At 43.2% G+C, this 20,039-nt stretch carries 16 protein-coding genes; 4 read left to right on the forward strand and 12 right to left on the reverse strand.

Annotation, left to right across the window (positions count from 1 at the left end):
• Positions 1–144: 144 nt before the first annotated feature.
• From fabD to feoB, 5 genes are all read right to left on the reverse strand, one after another.
• Positions 145–1,119, reverse strand: coding sequence for an ACP S-malonyltransferase (fabD, locus tag LU279_RS04905; protein ID WP_274421444.1), 975 nt, complete (start codon positions 1,117–1,119; stop codon positions 145–147).
• 115 nt (positions 1,120–1,234) lie between these two features.
• Positions 1,235–2,173 carry an enoyl-[acyl-carrier-protein] reductase FabK gene (fabK, locus tag LU279_RS04910; RefSeq protein WP_274421445.1) on the reverse strand — a complete coding sequence of 313 codons (939 nt, stop codon included), beginning with the start codon at positions 2,171–2,173 and terminating at the stop codon, positions 1,235–1,237.
• A gap of 2 nt (positions 2,174–2,175) precedes the next feature.
• Entirely contained in the window at positions 2,176–2,394 is a 219-nt protein-coding gene (acpP, locus tag LU279_RS04915) for an acyl carrier protein (RefSeq protein ID WP_274421446.1), read from the reverse strand.
• 44 nt (positions 2,395–2,438) lie between these two features.
• Positions 2,439–3,431 carry a beta-ketoacyl-ACP synthase III gene (locus tag LU279_RS04920; RefSeq protein WP_274421447.1) on the reverse strand — a complete coding sequence of 331 codons (993 nt, stop codon included), beginning with the start codon at positions 3,429–3,431 and terminating at the stop codon, positions 2,439–2,441.
• Positions 3,432–3,649: 218 nt separating this feature from the next.
• On the reverse strand, positions 3,650–6,001 hold the full coding sequence (feoB, locus tag LU279_RS04925) for a ferrous iron transport protein B (RefSeq protein ID WP_274421448.1): 2,352 nt from the start codon (positions 5,999–6,001) through the stop codon (positions 3,650–3,652).
• A 332-nt stretch (positions 6,002–6,333) separates the two neighbouring features.
• Between feoB and LU279_RS04930 the strand changes: the two genes are divergently transcribed.
• Positions 6,334–8,001, forward strand: a complete 1,668-nt coding sequence (locus tag LU279_RS04930; protein ID WP_274421449.1) for an alpha-glucosidase — start codon at positions 6,334–6,336, stop codon at positions 7,999–8,001.
• Between the two features lie 121 nt (positions 8,002–8,122).
• Here the strand turns inward: LU279_RS04930 and LU279_RS04935 are convergent, their stop codons facing one another.
• Positions 8,123–9,064, reverse strand: coding sequence for a tRNA dihydrouridine synthase (locus tag LU279_RS04935; protein WP_274421450.1), 942 nt, complete (start codon positions 9,062–9,064; stop codon positions 8,123–8,125).
• Between the two features lie 516 nt (positions 9,065–9,580).
• The gene (locus LU279_RS04940) at positions 9,581–9,967 is read right to left on the reverse strand and encodes a DUF6483 family protein (RefSeq protein WP_274421451.1); all 387 of its coding nucleotides are present in this window, start codon (positions 9,965–9,967) and stop codon (positions 9,581–9,583) included.
• 262 nt (positions 9,968–10,229) lie between these two features.
• Here LU279_RS04940 and LU279_RS04945 point away from each other — a divergent pair, with 262 nt between their 5' ends.
• Positions 10,230–10,682, forward strand: a complete 453-nt coding sequence (locus tag LU279_RS04945) for an Hsp20/alpha crystallin family protein (RefSeq protein WP_274421452.1) — start codon at positions 10,230–10,232, stop codon at positions 10,680–10,682.
• Between the two features lie 56 nt (positions 10,683–10,738).
• On the opposite strand, the gene LU279_RS04950 is transcribed toward LU279_RS04945, so the two are convergent.
• From LU279_RS04950 to LU279_RS04965, 4 genes are read right to left on the reverse strand one after another with little or no spacing between them, the layout of a single operon-like run.
• The gene (locus LU279_RS04950; RefSeq protein WP_274421453.1) at positions 10,739–11,806 is read right to left on the reverse strand and encodes a galactose ABC transporter substrate-binding protein; all 1,068 of its coding nucleotides are present in this window, start codon (positions 11,804–11,806) and stop codon (positions 10,739–10,741) included.
• A 19-nt stretch (positions 11,807–11,825) separates the two neighbouring features.
• Positions 11,826–12,788, reverse strand: coding sequence for a sugar ABC transporter substrate-binding protein (locus LU279_RS04955; protein WP_274421454.1), 963 nt, complete (start codon positions 12,786–12,788; stop codon positions 11,826–11,828).
• Positions 12,785–14,587 carry a sensor histidine kinase gene (locus LU279_RS04960; protein WP_274421455.1) on the reverse strand — a complete coding sequence of 601 codons (1,803 nt, stop codon included), beginning with the start codon at positions 14,585–14,587 and terminating at the stop codon, positions 12,785–12,787. Before LU279_RS04960 ends, LU279_RS04955 begins: the two co-directional genes overlap by 4 nt.
• Positions 14,588–14,608: 21 nt before the next feature.
• Positions 14,609–16,222, reverse strand: coding sequence for a response regulator (locus LU279_RS04965; protein ID WP_274421456.1), 1,614 nt, complete (start codon positions 16,220–16,222; stop codon positions 14,609–14,611).
• Positions 16,223–16,476: 254 nt separating this feature from the next.
• Here LU279_RS04965 and LU279_RS04970 point away from each other — a divergent pair, with 254 nt between their 5' ends.
• A complete protein-coding gene (locus LU279_RS04970; RefSeq protein WP_274421457.1) occupies positions 16,477–17,643 on the forward strand; it encodes a trans-sulfuration enzyme family protein in 1,167 nt (388 codons plus the stop codon).
• A 16-nt stretch (positions 17,644–17,659) separates the two neighbouring features.
• Positions 17,660–19,144 carry a Na+/H+ antiporter NhaC gene (gene nhaC, locus LU279_RS04975; protein ID WP_274421458.1) on the forward strand — a complete coding sequence of 495 codons (1,485 nt, stop codon included), beginning with the start codon at positions 17,660–17,662 and terminating at the stop codon, positions 19,142–19,144.
• A gap of 184 nt (positions 19,145–19,328) precedes the next feature.
• On the opposite strand, the gene LU279_RS04980 is transcribed toward nhaC, so the two are convergent.
• Positions 19,329–20,027 (reverse strand): FadR/GntR family transcriptional regulator, encoded by a 699-nt coding sequence (locus tag LU279_RS04980; protein WP_274421459.1) that lies wholly within the window; start codon positions 20,025–20,027, stop codon positions 19,329–19,331.
• Positions 20,028–20,039: the final 12 nt, after the last annotated feature.

Below are 20,039 nucleotides of genomic sequence, written 5' to 3' on the forward strand. Positions count from 1 at the left end.
GTATGGTTGCTCAAAGTTCCAAGTTTCTTCTATACATATTCCATTACTGCCTCTATTCCCTTCGAAAGTTACATATTCTCACCACTGCTTCTATTTCCTTCGAAAGTTACATATTCTCACCACTGCTTCTATTCCCTTCGGAAGTCACATGTTCTCACTACTGCTTCCATGCCTTTCAGGAGTACCGACCTTCTGCTGTTTCAGCAGTTCCCCACATACGGCATCTGCTTCTTCCCAGGTGCTGATCCGGTACATCTTTACATTTTTATCTGTTTTTTTCATAAATCCACTAAGGGTTTTTCCCGGTCCGATCTCCACAAAGGTATCTATTCCCTGTGCGATCATTGTCCTTATGCCCTGCTCCCAGCGAACGGAAGAGCTTACCTGTTTTACCAGAAGGTCTTTAATTGATTCCCCGCTCTCAACCACTTTCGCTGTTACATTTGTCACATAAGGAATCACCGGTTCCTTCACCGGAATCTTTTCCAGAAACTCTTCCAACTTCTTTCCTGCCGGTTCCATCATTGGAGAATGAAACGGACCACTGACCTTTAAAGGAAGCACTCTTCTGGCGCCGGCTTCTTTGAGAACTGCAGCCGACTGATTCACTGCTTCCTTCTCTCCAGTGATAACGATCTGTCCGGGGCAGTTATAATTTGCAATAAAAACGCCTTCAAGGTCATGAACGATCCTTTCCACAGCTTCTCCGTCCATTCCGAGAACAGCAGCCATAGCTCCTGTTCCTTCCGGCGCCGCATGTTCCATAAAAATCCCTCTGGCGCGGACAGTACGGACAGCATCCATATCACTTATGCTGCCTGCTGCCGCAAGCGCACAGTATTCCCCAAGACTTAAGCCTGCTGTCATTTCCGGATAAAGTCCTCTTTTTTCTATTTCACGGGTAATAGCAAGACAGGCTGTAACCATAGCCGCCTGAGTATATTCTGTTTTGTCCAGAAGTTCATTTTCCTGAAAACAGATTTCCCGGACATCAAAATCCAGGATATCCGAGGCGCTGTCAAAAACAGCCTTTGCCTCTATACTTTTTTCATAAAAATCTTCTGCCATTCCCACTTCCTGGGCTCCCTGTCCCGGATAAAGAAATGCAATCCTGCTCATACTGTTACGCTCCATTTCCTAAATATTGTGTTTCTGTTCAGCATATTCACTGCAAAATCTCGTTATTGTTTCCTTTGTTCACAAAAACAGCGCCATAAGCAGCTGCCTTTTATATTTATTCCTGCCAGGACTCTCTGCTCATTAAAGCCTGCGCTCCGGAAACCATTCTGCTGATGATCTCCCTGCAGGAAAGACTTTCCTTTACAAGACCGGCGCTCTGTCCTGCCATCAGGCTTCCGTTTCTGATATCGCCGTCCTGAACCGCTTTTCTTAAACCTCCAAGAGTCAAAGCCTCAAGAGCCTCAAAACCGGCTCCACTTTTCTCCAGATCCAGATATCTTCTGGACATATCATTGCGTAAAACCCGAATCGGATGACCTGTTGTGCGTCCTGTAACACGAGTATCAATATCCTTTGCCCTTAAAATACTGTCTTTATAATTCTGGTGGATCACAGATTCCCGGGAAGCCGCAAAAGCAGTGCCAACCTGCACGCCTTCCGCTCCCAGCATAAAGGCTGCTGCCATTCCTCTTCCATCTGCGATACCCCCTGCAGCGATCACCGGAATCGACACTGCATCTGCTACCTGAGGTACCAATGTCATTGTAGTGATCTCTCCAATATGGCCTCCTGCTTCTGTTCCCTCTGCCACAACTGCGTCTGCCCCACAGCGCTCCATACGTCTGGCAAGAGCAGTGGAGGCAACTACCGGAATCACCTTCACCCCGGCTGCTTTCCAGTCTGCCATGTATTTTTCCGGACTTCCTGCACCTGTTGTAACAATGGGAACTTTTTCTTCCACAATAACTTTTGCCACCTGATCAGCTTCCGGGCTCATAAGCATAATATTCACGCCAAAAGGCCTGTCTGTCATTTCTCTTACCTTTTTGATCTGCTCTCTTACCCACTCTGCCGGGGCTGCAGCGGCTGCGATCAGGCCAAGCCCTCCCGCATTAGATACTGCAGCCGCAAGGTTAGCCTCTGCCACCCATGCCATGCCGCCCTGGACAACAGGATATTCAATCCCCAATAATTCTGTGATTTCTGTTTTCATGCCTATTTCTCCAGATATGCAGCCGCAGCGCCTACTGTTGTTATTTTTTCCAGATCCTCGCTTGGAATTTCCACTCCGAACTCCTCTTCCAGAGCCATTGCCAGCTCAAAAAGATCAAGAGAGTCTGCATGAAGATCCTCTGTAAAAGAAGTATTTTCTGTAATTTCTGCTGCCTCTGCTCCAAGTGTTTCTGCTGTGATCTCGATAATTTTCTGTAACATGATATTCTCCTTTTCTGATATGTCTTTGACTTTTGAATTTATTTTTAAATACCCCATTCCAATACAGACGCACCCCAGGAAAGTCCTGCTCCAAAGCCTGCCAGAACAATCCTCTGACCTTTTTTCAGCTTTCCGCTTCGGTTCATCTCATGGAGAAGTATGGGGATACTTGCCGAGGAAGTATTACCGTATTCCTGTAGATTCATGGGAAATCTCTCAATTCCCATTCCCATTCTCCTGGCCGCTGCTTCTACAATCCGGCGGTTTGCCTGATGAAGCACAAACCAGTCAATGTCTTCTGTCTTAAGGTGATTTTTTTCCAGCACCTGACAGATTGCCTCCGGAACACTTCTGACAGCAAACTGAAATACTTCTCTGCCATCCATAGAAAGATACCTCTGTGATTTCCATGTTATATTCCGTGATGTTTCCGTCTGCGGTTCTGTATTCAGATCATTTTCCACTGCCGGACAGGTGAGAGCCTCTCCGCCCTTTCCATCTGACCGGGCAAAAGAAACATAACTTTTTCCTTCCCGGGCGCACAGCATTACAGCTCCCGCCCCATCTCCAAAAAGGATACAGCTTCCCCGGTCGGTCCAGTCAACGATCCGTGACAGCCTTTCACTTCCTACAACAAGAATATTCTTGTAGATTCCTGACGATATATAAGCCTGCGCAGTCTGATATGCAAAGAGAAATCCACTGCATGCCGCATTCAGATCAAACCCAGCCGCCTGGTAAAGTCCCAGTTCCTTTTGTATCTCACATGCAGTGCATGGAAAAATCTGATCCGGCGTAGAAGTCGCAGCTATGATCAGATCCACTTCACCGGAGCTGATTCCTGATTCTTCGACTGCCTGACGGGCTGCTTCCGTCCCCATAGACACTGCGGTTTCTTTTTCTGCAACGTGCCTTCTGAGTACCCCGGTCCGTTCCCGTATCCACTGATCACTGGTGTCCACAAACTCTGCGATTTTATGATTATCCAGAACTTTTTCCGGCACACAGGCGCCAGTTCCGCAAATCACACCTGTCATGACCTGCCCTCCTTTTTTTCGGAATCTGATCCCGATTCCGCTTGGGTTGTTATTTGTTTTGAATATTTAATATTTTGATTATCAAAGTATAATCCTGTAACTAAGGATTGTCAAGAAAAAAATAAAAGACGCTGCAGAATATTTATATCTTATCCACAGCGTCATGCATTTCAATTATTCTGTTTTTATTTCAGGCGATCATCCTGCCTGTATTTCTGTCAGACAAAAATTCCTCCTATCAGATAAACCCCAAAAGCGGCGATCCATGCGATCGCGCACTGTCCGATCACAACACCTGCTGCCCATTTTCCGCCCAGTTCTCGCTTTATGGCTGCTATAGCTGCCACGCACGGTGTATAAAGCAGGCAGAATACCAGAAGACTTGCTGCTGCCAGAGGCGTAATAGCTGCAAGAAGAGCTTCTGTACTTCCAAAAAGAACAGAAAGTGTGGAAACAACGCTTTCTTTTGCCATAAATCCGGTAATCAGAGCAGTAGATATCCTCCAGTCTCCAAATCCCATAGGCTGGAAAATCGGAGCCGCAACACTTGCCACCATAGCAAGAATACTGTCTTTTGAATCTGTTACAACATTCAGATGAATATCAAAGGTCTGTAAAAACCAGATTACAAGAGTCGCAATAAAAATAACTGTAAACGCTCTCTGTAAAAAGTCTTTTGCCTTATCCCACAGCAAATGTCCTACGTTTTTTACTCCCGGCATACGGTAGTTGGGAAGCTCCATAACAAAGGGAACTGCCTCTCCGCTGAACATGGTACGGCGCAGCAGAAGCGCCATAAGAATACCCATAACAATGCCGCCAAAATACAGAAGAATCATGACCAATGCACTGTTTTCCGGGAAGAAAGCCGCTGCAAAAAACGCATAAATGGGAAGCTTTGCAGAACAGCTCATAAATGGAGTAAGAAGAATCGTCATTCTTCTGTCACGTTCTGAGGGAAGGGTTCTGCTTGCCATAACTCCGGGTACGGTGCAGCCAAATCCGATCAGCATAGGCACAATGCTCCGTCCTGAAAGTCCGATCTTTCGTAACAGCTTATCCATTACAAATGCAACTCTTGCCATATATCCGCTGTCCTCCAGAAGAGACAGGAAAAAGAACAGAGTCACAATAACAGGAAGAAAACTCAGCACGCTTCCCACACCATTAAAAATACCGTCCATCACAAGAGAATGAAGCACGCTGTTTACATGAGCCGCTGTCATAAGCTGATCGACCGCTCCACTGAGAGTTTCTATCCCCAAATCAAGAATACTGGAAAGAAACGCTCCGATCACTCCAAAGGTCAGGTAAAAAACAAGTGCCATGATTCCCACAAAGCAGGGAATTGCCGTGTATTTTCCAGTAAGTATCCTGTCTATTTTTGTACTCCTGATATGTTCCTTACTCTCTTTGGGCTTGATCACTGTTTCATCGCAGATTTTTTCAATAAAGTCAAAACGCATATGCGCGATTGCCGCTGCACGGTCAAGTCCGCGTTCGCTTTCCATCTGCTTTACAATGTGTTCCAGCATCTCCTTTTCATTCTGGTCAAGCTTCAGTTTTTCAAGGATCAGCTGATCTCCCTCAGCAAGCTTGGCTGCCGCAAAACGTACCGGAATCCCCACATCCTGAGCATGATCTTCGATCAGATGCATGATCGCATGAAGACATCTGTGGACAGCTCCACCGTCATCATCCGCATCGCAGAAGTCTATTTTTTCCGGTTTTTCCTGATATTTTGCCACATGAACCGCATGGGCTACCAGCTCATCTATTCCCTCATTTTTTGCTGCGGAAATAGGAACTACAGGGATTCCCAGCATTTCCTCCATCCGGTTGATAATAATCGAACCGCCGTTTTCTCTGACCTCATCCATCATATTCAGGGCAAGGACCATAGGGATATCCAGCTCCATCAGCTGCATGGTAAGGTAAAGATTACGTTCAATATTTGTAGCGTCTACAATATTGATGATTCCTCTTGGATGCTCATTCAGCACAAAATTTCTTGTTACAATTTCCTCACTGGAGTACGGAGACATGGAATAAATTCCGGGCAGATCTGTCACAAGAGTATTGTTTTTTCCACGAATAGATCCATCCTTTCTGTCCACAGTCACACCCGGGAAATTTCCTACATGCTGGCTGGATCCGGTAAGCTGATTAAACAGTGTTGTCTTTCCGCAGTTCTGATTTCCCGCTAACGCAAAGGTAAGTATTTCGCTGTCCGGAAGAGGATTTTCTGTTTTTTTAAAATGATATTTTCCACCCTCTCCCAGACCAGGGTGTGGAATAGAATGGCTGTCCTCTTTCTTTGATACTTCTTTTTTTGTTCCTGCATCTCTTACGTTTTCTATTTCAATTTTATCCGCATCAGCAAGACGAAGTGTAAGCTCATAACTGTGGATACGAAGTTCCATGGGATCTCCCATTGGCGCATATTTCACCATAGTTACATCTCCTTTTGGGATCAGTCCCATGTCCAGGAAATGCTGTCTGAGAGCCCCCTCTCCGCCTACAGAACGTATTGTTGCCGTCTTTCCGATCGGCAGATCTTTTAACGTCATCTGGCTCTTCCTCTTTTCATTTCATAATCTTTATTGTTTGTCATAAAAAACTTTATGACAAATATCGCGGTTTGTCAATAGAAAACCCTCTGTTTCGACGGATTATTTCAGATTATTATCACTGTTCAAGACCCTCACAGCAACCCGCTCAAAATGTATTTTCTATCACATTCGGTGATGGGATTTTGCCCTGTATAACGCAGAATTTTGACAGAATGACCAATGAATTTTTCTGTTTCAGGCTTTATAATAAATCCCATATTACAATAAAGCCGATACCGGTCCAACGGCTTTCGGCAGGAAGTAATTTACATTAACTGAGGAGGACGATTATGAAACGTAAATGGTGGCACGATAAAGTTGCCTATCAGATTTACCCCAAAAGCTTTTTTGATTCCAATGGCGATGGGATCGGAGATATTCCGGGTATTATATCAAAGCTTGACTATCTGAAAGATCTTGGAGTGGACATTGTATGGATTTCTCCCTGCTACCCTTCCCCCATGGCAGATCAGGGTTATGATATTTCAGATTATTACAATATCCACCCTGCTTTCGGTACCCTGGATGATATGGACAGACTTCTGAATGAAGCCAGAAAGAGAGATATGTATATTCTTCTGGATCTTGTTGTCAATCACTGCTCTGACGAACATGAATGGTTTGAAAAAGCCTGTGCAGATCCCGATGGAAAATACAGCAATTTCTTCTACATTGAGAACAGAAAAGAAGGACAGCTTCCCTGTAACTGGCGCAGCTATTTTGGCGGCTCTGTATGGGAGACACTTCCCGGACATCCTGACAAACAGTACCTGCATCTTTTCCACAGAAAACAGCCGGATCTTAACTGGGAAAATCCTGAAGTGCGGGAAGAAGTTTACAGAAATATCAACTGGTGGCTGGACCGCGGTCTGAGCGGTTTCCGTATTGACGCCATTATCAATATCAAGAAAAAACTTCCTTTCAAAGATTATACTCCCGACCGTGAAGACGGGCTTTGCTCAACTGACAATATGCTTGCAGAAGCCCAGGGCGTAGGAGAATTTCTGGGCGAAATGAGGGATCGCACTTTTGGACCTCATGAGGCTTTTTCTGTCGGTGAAGTATTTAATGAAAAAGATGAAGAGCTTCCTGATTTTATTGGAGATAACGGATACTTCTCCAGTATGTTTGACTTTGCTCCTGTTGTTTTCGGCGCAAGCAGCAAAGGCTGGTACGACCGTAAAACAATCACTCCAGATGATTATAAACACTGCTGTTTCCACTCTCAAAAACGTGTGGGAGACATTGGATTCCTCTCAAATATAATTGAAAATCATGACGAACCAAGAGGTGTCAGCCATTATATTCCAGAAGGCGAGGTAAGCATTTACAGCAAAAAAATGCTTGCTGTCATGTATTTTATGCTGAGAGGACTGCCTTTTATTTATCAGGGACAGGAGATCGGAATGGAAAACATGAAGTTTTCCTCTATTGATCAGATTGATGATATCAGCACCATTGACGAATACCATGTGGCGCTGAAAGCAGGCTGTTCCGAAGAAGAAGCTCTGAAATGTATTTCCATTTACAGCCGGGATAATGCACGTACGCCAATGCAGTGGGACTGCACGGAAAATGCCGGTTTTACCTCCGGTACCCCATGGCTTTCCGTGAATCCAAATTACCACGAGATCAACGTAAGATCACAGCAGAATGATCCTGATTCTCTGCTGTCCTTTTATAAAAAACTGACTGCTCTACGCAAAGATCCGGCCTATAAAGAAACCATTGTCTACGGCGATCTGATCCCCTATTTGGAAGACCGTCATAACCTGATGGCATATTTCCGAAAGGGTGAAAAAACGCTGCTCATTCTTGGAAACTTCCAGACAGAATCTCAGGATGTTCCCCTTCCGGGTCAGTGCAAAAAAGTACTTCTGAACAATTATCCTGATGCAGATATCTCCGAAAACATCCTGCATTTAAAGAATTATCAGGCTGTGATCCTAGAACTGTAAAAACGTAAAAAAGGCTGCAAACGCAGTAACAAAACGGGATTCATCTGCCCACCAGCTTGGCATAGATTCTTTTATAAAACGCCTCATTTCCATCCCATGATCAGGACAGAAATGAGGCGCTTTAAATCAAATCCTGCTCCCGGAACAGATTTCCAACCCAGATCCTGTATTCACTGATATGCTGAGACTTTCGGATTTTTTTCATATAGCGTTCCGGATTTGTAAATGAAGTTCCAAGATATGCCCATAGTTCCTTCATTTTATATAAAGTATTTCTGTCTCCGGACATATAATCCATATATCCCTTTAAAAGCTCCTCGTGAAATTCAAAAAGCTCCTCTTTATACTGGCTGCTGTCTTTTTGATCCTCGTTCCGGATTTCCTCTGCCAGCCACGGTTTTCTCAGAATTCCCCTTCCGATCATAATCTTTTCCGTACCGGAAAAACTCTGCACAACCTTCTCATAATCTTCTTTGCTTGCAATATCTCCATTATAACAAAGAGAATGACGGCTGCTTTCCTCCGCCTTTTTAAAAGCATCCCAGTGAATCGTGTTCTTCTTATACTGATCTGTTTTCAGTCTGGGATGTATAATAAGCTCCTCCAATGGATATTTTTCAAAAATTTTCAGTATCTGAGGCCACTCCTCCTCATCCTCCACTCCAATTCTTGTTTTTATGGAAATAGTCATTGGACAGGACTCAAAAATCTCTTCCAGGAAACGGTCCAGTTCCTTGGGAAGCGCCAGAAAACCGGAGCCTCTGTTTCTTGATGTGACTGTAGGAGAGGGACAACCCAGATTCAGGTTTACCTTATCATATCCATACTGTCTGATTTCCTTTGCAATCGCAAGAAAATCCTCCGCCCGGTTCGTCAATATCTGAGGGATCAGCTCCATTCCTTCATTATTTTCCGGAAGAATATCCCTGATCTCCTTCTGATTCAGACGCCTGCTCATAATAAACGGAGCAAAATAACGATCCATATTCCCAAAACATTTATGATACGCTTTCCGGTAAATATATCCGGTGATCCCTTCCATAGGTGCCATATAAAACTGCATATATCAAATTCCTTATCTGTGATTTATTTTTTACAGTCTGTATTATATCGTTTTGTACGGGTTATGGCAATCCATGTGCTGTTTATTTACGATACTACTCTGTCTCCAGGCTTCTAAAAATCATTTGCATTATTCCATTTTCTGCTCTATAATATGTTTAAAGGAATAACCGCCCACAAGGGGTTGACCTGTTTAAAAGTGTACATAGAAAATGCCACCCTAAACTCGCCAAAGTTCTGAGGGTGGTTTTTCTATGCTCTAAATCATTAGCGACAGAACGTAAAAACGAATGTCAGTAATGCAAGAATGAACATTCCAAAAGCCATAAGGTCTTTAAAATCAAAATGTTTCATCAGCACCACCCCCATTCTATGTAAGAATAGAGGTCATCCACCCTGTAACACGGTTATTCCATTTCCATATCATAGCATATTCACATATTTTATTTCAACGTTTATTCTTCTTTATTCACCGCAAGTTTTTTACATTTTTCGACATTTTATGCCACTGATATTGTTACATAATCTCCGTACGGAAAGCTTCCGCAATCCCGCTTAATCCATATCTGTCTGCCAGATCCTGGATTCCTGTCATGATTTCCTCCCGGCTGAAATTATGCTCCTCCAGAAACTCATCAGATTTTCCATTCAGGCTGTAATAAAACAGCAGTCCTGTTTTCAGTCTGCTCCTGTCTCCATCACAGGTCATTTCATAAAGCTGATTCTCCGCCTCATCTATTTTTCCCTCTTCTATTAAGGCTATCAGCTCTTCAAGTTCCGCCCTCTCTTGCTCATCTTCAATAACCGCAGGTGTCAGTTCCTGTGCATCCACCTGAAACAGCATTTTCATCACTGCACACACCATTTCCCGGATCTGTCTGAGTATGTAATCATCCTGAAGCATAATGTAAACTCCTTTCAGCGTCTATGATAGTTTTTCATAGAGTATCATAAACACTGCCACTATTGCAACGTCTTACATCTGTTCACATATTTTTCACAAAATAATTAGCACTCACCTCTTGACTCTGCTAACAACAAGTGTTATATTACAACTAGAACAAAGGAAGGGAAATAAAAAGATACAAAATCTTCAGTTTCCTGAAACCTCCCGGTTCCGTAATAAAACATATTAACATAGATAATAAAAAAAGGAGAGATGACTTATGTTAATGCCTAGTATTTTTGGAGAAAACTTATTTGATGATGACTGGATGAATTTTGGATTCAATGATAACTTCTGGGGAAAGAAAAATCCATTATATGGAAAACATGCTCAGAACATGATGAAAACAGACATCCGTGAAAAAGACGACAGCTATGAACTTGATGTTGATCTGCCAGGCTTCAAAAAAGACGAGATCAAAGTTCAGCTTAAAGACGGTTATCTTACCTTATCAGCTGCCAAAGGTCTTGACAAAGACCATAAGGATAAAGAGGGAAATTACATCCGCAGAGAGCGTTATGCAGGCACTATGACCAGAAGCTTCTTTGTAGGTGAGGATGTTTCCCAGGAAGATATCCATGCAAAATATGAGGACGGCATCCTGAGACTTTCTGTACCAAAGAAAGCGCCAAAAAAAATAGAAAACACCAGCTATATTTCAATTGAAGACTGATGCTTTCATCTTCTCTTAATTCTCCGGGGTCTTTCAGACCCCGGTTTTTATATACTTTATTCTGACTGACGGCTCTGTATCTCACTTACATTTTCAGCTGTTACTTTCTGATAGGGAAGGCGAATATATTTTCCATCCTGAAGTACATACTCAGAACTGAGATCCCTTTTCAGAATAACAGAGCCTGCCAGTTCCAGCATTCCGCGTGCCTGTCCTCTTGCATCATTCAGAACAGTACCAAGAAGTTCCCCCTTTTCTACTGCTTTCATACCAACTTCTGTTCCGTCAACTCCCAGAATCACAGGCCAGTTATCTGACTGGCTGTCCATTCCACGGGCTTTGAGAGCATCAGCCGCCCCCAGAGCCATATCGTCATTATTGGCAAGTATCACTTCTATTTCAGCTCCATAAGAATTAAGAAACGGTGTCATTTTATTCGATGCCTGATCTCTGTTCCAGTTGGCAATCTCATCTGCAAGTTTTTCTACTGTGTATCCGCTTTCTGTAATCTCATTGATCACCGACATACTGCGTACCATGGAATCATTATGTCCCGCCTCTCCTTCCAGCATAATATACTGAAGAATACCGTCTCCATTTCTGTCAATTGATGCAAAATCCTGATCGCATTGTTCTACCAGAATTTCTCCCTGAAGCCGTCCGGATTCAAAAGCATCTGCGCCTACATAATACAGTCTGTCCCAGCGTTCCAGATCTTCTTCCACAAGTTCTCTGTTAAAAAAGATTACCGGAACGTTATTATTTTTTGCTTTTTCAATAATAATAGAGGCATCCGTTCTGTCAACCAGATTAATACAGGCAAGATCACATCCTTCTTCAATAAAGGCTTCCATCTGATCGTTCTGAGTAAACTGACTATGATCTGCATTCTGAATATCCAGGGTAATGGAAATTCCCCAGTCCTTTTCTTTTTCTCTGACATAGGACTGAAGCTGGGAAATGATTTCTGACATAAATGTATCATATTGATCGTACACACTGACACCGATTTTTATGCTCCTGGGTTGTGTTTCTGCAGTCTTTTTCTGTTCTGAACATCCGCTTAGAATCACTGCCATACAACACATTCCTGCCAGGATCCAGGTCTTTTTCTTTCTGCTCACTTTCCCTTCCTCCTCCGGATCAGATATCCGAGAACAGCAAACGTTCATTTTCATCTTCATACAGAGATTCCTTTGTAACTGTTCTGTATCTGATGCTGGTATTTTTTTCTATCCATTCTTTTTTCTTATTTTTTACCAGGCAGGTCAGCCCCTGATATCCCATATTAAATTCATTCTGATAAACCAGCAGGGAAATATCTTCATTATCCAGGGCATTTACCGTCTGAGCTGTATTTCCTACCCCGTATATTTTACAGATATCCCCATTTTTTCTCCTGATCTGACCACTCTCTTTCCACAATGCTGCTGCCCGTTCCGTTGTACTTTTATCCAGCGTTATCAGATAAGGGATCTGCTCAAAAAGCCCGGCACTGAAATCTCCGCTTAGACTGCTTATCAGGACATTCTGGTCTGCGTGCTCCAGCGTATCTTTGATTCCTTTATAGCGCAGGCTTACACTGTCCCGCTCCATATTTTCTGTTATGATTGTCACCTTCCCGGATGTTCCTGTCTGTTCCATATCCTGAAGAACAGCCTCCCCCAGAGCCTTTCCCATAGCATAATCATCCGAACGGATCACAGGATAAGAATCTCCTGCTCCTGTTTCCACAAAAATGATCGGAACGGAGATCAGCATCTTTTCCATGGCTTTCTGAATCCCCTCGCTGTTTACTGCAGCCATTAAAATACCGGAGCTTTTCTCACGGATTTCTTTGTTCACTGCCTTTATCTGATCTTCTGCCGTATCATTTTCTGAAAGATAAATATAATTTACATCTACCTTCAGATCTTTTTCCGCCTGCATGATTCCCTGAATAAGAGTTCCCCACTCATCTTCTGTTTCCTGATAAAGAATCACGGAATAAACAGACGGAATCTCCTTTTTTCGGACAAAAACCCCATAGTAGTACAAACCTCCCAGAGTGATCACAGCCACCAGAAGGATCGCCAGACTTTTCCACTGAAACCTTTTCTTTTTCATTGTCTGTCCTCCTTTTGCATACCGGAAGCTTCTTCTGTTTTCGGAAGATGGATACGCACAGTTGTTCCTTCATCCGGTTCACTTTCAATCTCCAGTCCATACTCAACTCCAAAATAAAGCTGAATACGCTGATGCACATTTTTCAGCCCGATCCCTGATCCTCTGCTTCGGGTTTCCGATTTTTCTGTCAGAAGTCCGGCAACCTGTTCTTCCGGCATTCCCGGACCATTATCCTCAACTTCTATAAAAAGATCCTGATCTTTTGTATAAGCTCTGATATAAATTTCTCCCTCGCCATCCATATATTCCATTCCATAATAGATCGCATTTTCGATCAGAGGCTGAATGATCAATTTAATTGTTCTGTACTTTTCAATGCCTTCTTCAACCTCAAAAAAAGAAGTAAATTTATTCTTGTATCTGTACTTCTGTATATCCAGATAACTTCCTGCATGCTGAAGTTCTTCCCCGACTGTAATGATATTTCTTCCTCTGGAAAGACTGATGCGGAACAGTTTCCCTAGAGCATGTACCATAAATACAGCGTCCTGATAACGTTCACTTTCTATCATCCACATAATCGAATCCAGCGTATTATAAAGAAAATGAGGATTGATCTGGGACTGAAGAGCATCCAGCTCACTTTTTCTCTTTTCTTCCTGCTCTTTTACAATATCATCCGTCAGTTTCCGAAGCTGATCTACCATAGACCGGATGGTATTTCCCAGATGCTGGATTTCCGAAGAACCTCCGATATAAATTTCAGGTTTCTGGTCCACCCCAATGGCTTTCAGCGAATTTTCCAGTTTTTTCAGAGGTTTCACGATTCTTACAGCTACAAACTGATTGGCAAATATCATCAGGCATACTGACAGAATAATAATGATCACAGTCATGATCTCCGTTCTGTTAAAATCCTGAAACAGCCTGTCTGCAGGTGTCACACTGACAATTTTCCAACCGGTATACCCCACTGTTTTTACCACAACTGTCCGGTCTTCACCCTGAAAGTTTTCTTCATATACACCGTCCTCATAGTGGCTGGCTGCCTTGTTGTTTTCTTTCAGCATATTGGAAAAAATAAGGTTCTGTTTCGGATGATAAATGATCTCACCGTCACTGTTAATAAGATAAACGTATCCCATATCCTGGCTGTTAATCTCTGTAAAAAGCTGACGTATGCCACTGAAATTCATATCAACCAGCAGAATTCCACCGGACATTTTTCCCTCTGTGGTAAGTTCAACTCCCCTGCTTAAAGACACTACCCAGTAATAACGTCCGTTGCTGTTTTCAAAAATATTCTGCACATGAAGCTCTGAAAAATGGAGATTTTCCATTTTATTCTGAGCGCTGGTAAACCAGCTCTGCTGTGTGACGTCCACATTGTTTTTTACATTTCCTACCGGCGCCGCTCCCAGAAGTTCACCTTTTTCTGAAAAACAGGCAACGCTTACCAGACTGTCTTTGTTTACCTCATAAAGAAGGTTAAGCTCCTGAGAAATATCATCTTTGCTCATGTCTACCTTTTTGATCACATTATAGTACATGGCGTCAGAAATACGCATCATGCTCCGGAGATAATTATTCAGATTGATTTCAACCTGATTCACAAGCTGCCGGGTATCATTCAGCATCATTTCTTTTGCCGCCCTGCCATAGCTCTGATAGAGAAAAACGCCGATAAATACCATTCCGATCAGGGCGACTAAAGTAAAAGAAGCTGAGATCACAAACTGCAGATCCCGCCTTTTTATATAGTCGGTGATCTGATTCCATTTATTTTTTATGTACTTCATAAACCGATAACTCTTTTAATCTTAATCTGTATTTTTCTCTTTCGCAAACATCTCTGCCCTGTATTTCGACGGAGAGATCCCATACTGTTTTTTAAATACATAGCTGAAATAATTAGGCTCCATATAGCCCACTCTGGACGCAATAATATATGTTTTATCCTCTGTTGTACGCAGAAGTTCCAGAGCATGCTCCAGACGTATTTTCGTCAGATATGCTACAAAGCTCATGCCCACTTCTCTTTTAAATATTGTGGAAAAATAAGCAGCGCTTACATTCAGACAGCGACACAGACTGTCTGCTGAAAGGTCGTTTTCTTTATAATGCTCCTCAATATATGCTCTGGCTCTCTCCGTCAGCCGCGCCGCGGAATCCCGCCTTTCATGTCGCAGCATATGGCGCAGACCGGTACACACTTCCTGAAGCCATCCTTCCAGTTCCTCAACAGTAATCATCCGGTAAAGTTCCTGCCATGAACCTGCATGTTCGCCAAAAATCTGATTTGGATGAAGCTTATATGCCCGTCCGATCTTCATAAGTTCAGACAGAAGCTCCATAAAAAAAAGCTGATACTGTCCCGGCGAAATCGGTCCTTTCCGGATACTGTCCATAATCTGTGTAATAGCCGCATTTGTCTCATCTCTGTTTCCCAGTTTAACTGCACGGACCAGATTCTGAAACTCATATTCTGTAACAGGTATATTTTCTTCAGGACTGGGTTCAATATCATTGATATAAAGCACCTGACCGCTTCCCAGAATGCTTCTGTATTCCATGGCATTTACTGCCTCTTCATAGGAAGTATGCAGAGCATCGGTATCTGCGCAGACCTGTCCCACAGCGGCTGTTACAGCAGACTTCAGAACACGAAATCCCATTTTACAGATCTGATCCAGATGATAGAGAACCTGATCGATTTCCTCTTTATCACCCAACATAAAAATAACAATCACCTGATCCAGAAAAGCAGTGCTGAAAAAACGGAGTCTGTCATGAAGATAATCCTGAACCATATCCTTTAGGGATAACATAAACAGCTGTGGGGACTCTTCTCTTGAGTTCACATCCATATACAGTGTGGAAACCGCATAAAAAGGCGCATCCAGATGCATTTCATAAGTTTCTATCATCGTCCTGGCACGTTCTCCGGCAATCCGTCCTTCCAGAATCCCCATTACAAGCTGCTCCCGCATGGCAGGAAGACTTTTTCGGTAATACTCTGACAGCCTGTTCAGATTTCTGTACTCATCATACTCCTGATCCAGTTTTTTACGGACTTTTGAAAAAGCAGCTTCCATATCTCCTGCACTGATAGGTTTCAGAAGATATTCCTCTGCTTCCAGGTGAACAGCCTCCCTGGCAAACTCAAAATCATCAAACCCCGAATAAATGATCACCTTCATATTCCGGTAACTCTGCTTCAGATTTTTGCACAGAGTCAGCCCGTCCATGTAAGGCATTTTAATGTCTGTCATAACTACGTCTATATGAAGCTGCTCTGCCATTTCCAGGGCTTCCTGTCCGTTTTCTGCTGTTCCTGCCAGACAAAACCCCAGGGCTTCCCAGTCAATTTTTTTCTTCATTGCCTGAAGAACATCAGCCTCATCATCCACAAGCAAAACATTGTATAATTCCATAAGATTTCCTCCCCATTATAAAAAATATTATACCATGGGAATCCTGTTTTATAAACGGATTTTTGAATACAGAAAAATCTCTTTCTGTATTTTTTCACCTTAAAAACGCACAAATTCTCTCCTTCGTTTTTGTATCTTTTTTACAAAAATTTAAAATATATTTTTTCAAATATTGACAAAAAATCACTTAAAATCTATAATGCACTTATAAATCGGTTCAACCAATGAACCAGTACGCCAAAGGAGGAAGCACAATGACAGACAACCAGGATTTACTGGCAATGACCCATCTGGGAGAAGATCCCTCCAAATACATGAAGTCTGTAACACCCCCCATCTTTATGAACTCTCTCCATGTATTTGACTCTGTGGATGACTATTTCTCTGTAGACATCTTTAAAGATGAATATTACTACGGAAGAGCGTCCAATCCAACTGTCACTATTCTTGAAAAAAAGCTTGCCGCGCTGGAACACGGAACCAGAGCTGTTGTTTTTTCTGCTGGAATGGCTGCCTGCGCTGCAGCGATCCTCGCAGTATGCAAAACCGGAAGCCATGTGATCTGCATGAAAGCAAGCTATGGTCCTGTACAGCATCTTCTGAATGATTTTCTGAAAGAAAAAATGGAGATCAGCGTAACTTATGTTGACGGAACTGATCTGAAAGATTTTGAAGATGCAATTCGTCCGGAAACAGATCTGATCATTCTGGAAAGCCCGTCCACCCTTATTTTTTCAGTTGTAGATCTTGAAGGTGTGGCAAAGCTTGCCCGGGCGCACGGCATCAAAACCTATATCGACAACACCTATTCCACACCGGTATTCCAGAAGCCCCTTGATATGGGGATCGACATTGTTATGCACACCATGACAAAATATATCGGCGGTCACAGCGATCTGATCGGCGGTGTTCTGATCTCCAAAGACGACGAGTTCATGAAAAAAATCATGGTTCAGAGAGACTGGTTCGGAGGTGTTCTTGGACCTATGGAAGCATGGCTTGCCATCCGCGGTCTGCGTACACTGGATGTGAGAATGCAAAGACATTATGAAACTGCTATGAAGGTAGCTGAATTCCTGGAGGATCATCCTAAAGTAAAACATGTATATTACACAGGATTAAAATCTCATCCTCAGTATGAACTTGCACGTAAGCAGCAAAAAGGGGAATGCGGTCTGATGAGTATTGAAATCGACGGCTCTGCAGAAGATACCGCAAGATTTGTGGACAGCCTGAAGATCTTTGAGCGCGGCTGTTCCTGGGGCGGCTTTGAAAGTCTTGCCATTGCCTACACCTATAACTGGAGTGAAGAAGAACAGGCTTTCCATAACCTGAGCAGAAGCATTGTCAGACTTCACTGCGGTCTGGAAGGAGCCGAAAATCTCATTGCAGATCTTTCACAGGCTCTTGATAAAATCTGATTGAAAGGACTTAATCATGGAAGAAAATATCAACAAAAAAACCAAAAAGACACCGGGACTAGGACTTGCGCTCCTTCCTCTGGTATTCATGTTTGCAGTATTGTTTTTGGGGCTGATCATCTTCAGCATAGACATTAAGATCCTGCTTCTTATCTGTGCAGCTTTTACCATTGTTTTATGTCTGTTTCTGGGATACACCTGGAAGGATGTGGAAAACGAGATCGTAGATAAGCTGGCAAAGGCTTTTCCTGCTATCATGATTCTGATCACTGTAGGTCTGATGATCGGCGCATGGATCGTCAGCGGAACCATTCCGTTCCTTGTTTATATCGGACTTCAGATCATTAACCCGAAATTTATCATTGTAACCTCTTTCCTTGTGACAGTAATTCTTTCTGTCAGCACAGGAACCTCCTGGGGCGCTGCCGGAACTGTAGGCGCAGCTCTCATGAGTGTGGCAGCCGGCATGGGCGCTCCTCTTCCGGCGGTTGCAGGCGCAATCGTTGCAGGAGCTTATTTCGGAGATAAAATGTCTCCTCTTTCTGACAGCACCAATATGTCCGCAATTGCCAGCGGAACAAACCTTTACAAGCACATCGGGCATATGTTTTACACAACAATCCCCGGTTTTGTCATCAGCTGCGTAGTTTATGTGATTGCCGGAATTTCTTTTGCCGGAAGCGGAGAGATTTCACAGGTTGACTCTATCATCACTACTCTGGCAGAGCTTTTTGACCTGAGTATGCCGGTAGGCCTTCTGCTGCTTGTACCGCCTGTTATTGTTGTTGCAGGTTCCCTTTTAAAGAAGCCTACCATTCCTGTTATGATGATCTCCTCTGCTGTGGCAGTAGTAATCGCAATGACTGTTCAGGATTTTTCCTTCCAGACCTGCGCAACCAGTATGGTAAGCGGATTTAAAATGGAAATGTTTACAGATCCGTCTCTGAATCTCGCAGGAATTGTCCAGGAAGTTCCCAACCTGCTCCAGAGAGGTGGTATGACTTCCATGATGAACACAGCGCTGATGGCATTCTGTGCTTTTGGGTTTATCGGAGCGCTTACTGTTTCCGGATGTCTGGATGTGATCCTCAGCCACATCATGAAGCACATTCATGGTACCGGACAGCTGATTACTGTTACTGCTCTTCTGGGTGTGATCATCATCACTGTCATCGGAGAGGCATCTGTTACCTTCCTGATGATCGGAGGACTGTTCCAGGCAGAATATATTAAACGCGGTCTTGAAACAAAAAACCTTTCCCGTACACTGGAAGACAGTATCACAGTTGTGGAACCTCTTGTTCCCTGGTCACTGGCAGGCGTTTACATGACTTCCACTCTGGGAGTTCCTACCGCTCAGTATGCTCCATGGGCATGTCTTTGCTACACAGGCGTTATTTTTGCCATTATCTGGGGCTTTACCGGATTTGGTATTGCCAAAATTAAAAAGGGCGGAGATAACTATGACGAGTATGTAAAACTCACAGGAAAAGAATTATAAAGCAAACAGACAGGAATCCGGACTGATATCAGCTCCGGTCCTGTCTGTTTTTATAAACGGATGTTTTTTGCTCTTTGTCAGAAATTGAAATAAAATATTTTTGAGAAACATCATAACTCTGTTCCGGCAAATGAGCCCATCCAAAGCTAACGGACTTTCTGTTCATCCTCCTGTGCAGCTCTTTCTATCTGGAATTATTGATAAGAGCAAATCCATGCTCCAGAATCTCATCAATAGCAGCCAGAGCCGCCGCGGAGTTAGAATTAAAAATTGCTTCTGCCAGATGAAAATGCTGCGGGATCGTTGCAAGCCACACAGAGTCATTTTCGCCATCCGCATTCTCCCGCTGTACAAAACGCGTGTCGCGGATTCCCTGGATCACCTGATGTACGGCTTTGTTTCTTCCCATTTCATAAAGCTCTGTATGGAAACTGTAATCCAGCGTATGACTGTAAATATTACAGGAATACTTTTCCATAAGTTCTGATGCAATAGAAACCAGTTTCTGTTTTTCCTCTGGTGTTCCTCTGCTGATGGCATTCAGAACAGCCTGATGATCCAGGATCGTCTGAAGCTCCTGAAGCTCTTCTGTTGTACATTCTGTTAAACGCACAGAAATAGCGCTGTGTTCTCCATACGGATCTTTTACAAAAACTCCGCTTCCTGTTTTTACATAAATAAGCCCTCTGTCCTCCAGAATACGCAGACCTTCTCTGACCGAATTGCGGCTTGTCTGAAGCATTGCCGCCATATCTCTTTCAGATGGAAGCTTATCATCCGGCTGCAGATTGTTCATTTTTATATAACTGTAAACAGCGTCAGAAATTTTAAGATAAAGCGAATCCTTTTCAACGGGTTTCAATAAAGTATCATTTTTTTTCATATTCTCCTCTTT

The sequence above is a fragment of the Blautia sp. XA-2221 genome, from assembly GCF_028767025.1.
Lineage (GTDB): Bacteria > Bacillota > Clostridia > Lachnospirales > Lachnospiraceae > Blautia_A.